2 tRNA genes are annotated in these 240 nt (G+C 59.2%); both read left to right on the top strand.

The features are described 5' to 3' along the window. The first annotated feature begins 56 nt into the window (after positions 1-56). Positions 57-130, top strand: a tRNA-Arg gene (locus EMB92_RS11425). Between the two features lie 35 nt (positions 131-165). Then, positions 166-239, top strand: a tRNA-Arg gene (locus EMB92_RS11420). The last annotated feature ends 1 nt before the right edge of the window (position 240 follow it).

Below are 240 nucleotides of genomic sequence, written 5' to 3'. Positions count from 1 at the left end.
GTTCGAATCCTGTCCGGCGCACACCTCTTCACCGCAAGAGGATAAACAAGCGGTATGCGCCGGTAGCCCAGCGGATTAGAGCAGCTGACTACGGATCAGCAGGTCGCAGGTTCGAATCCTGTCCGGCGCACACCTCTTCACCGCAAGAGGATAAACAAGCGGTATGCGCCGGTAGCCCAGCGGATTAGAGCAGCTGACTACGGATCAGCAGGTCGCAGGTTCGAATCCTGTCCGGCGCAC

This window comes from Bifidobacterium callitrichos (assembly GCF_008698085.1).
Taxonomy (GTDB): domain Bacteria; phylum Actinomycetota; class Actinomycetes; order Actinomycetales; family Bifidobacteriaceae; genus Bifidobacterium; species Bifidobacterium callitrichos.
Note: the sequence above shows the minus strand (reverse complement) of the source record. Positions and strands in the feature narration are given on the sequence as shown.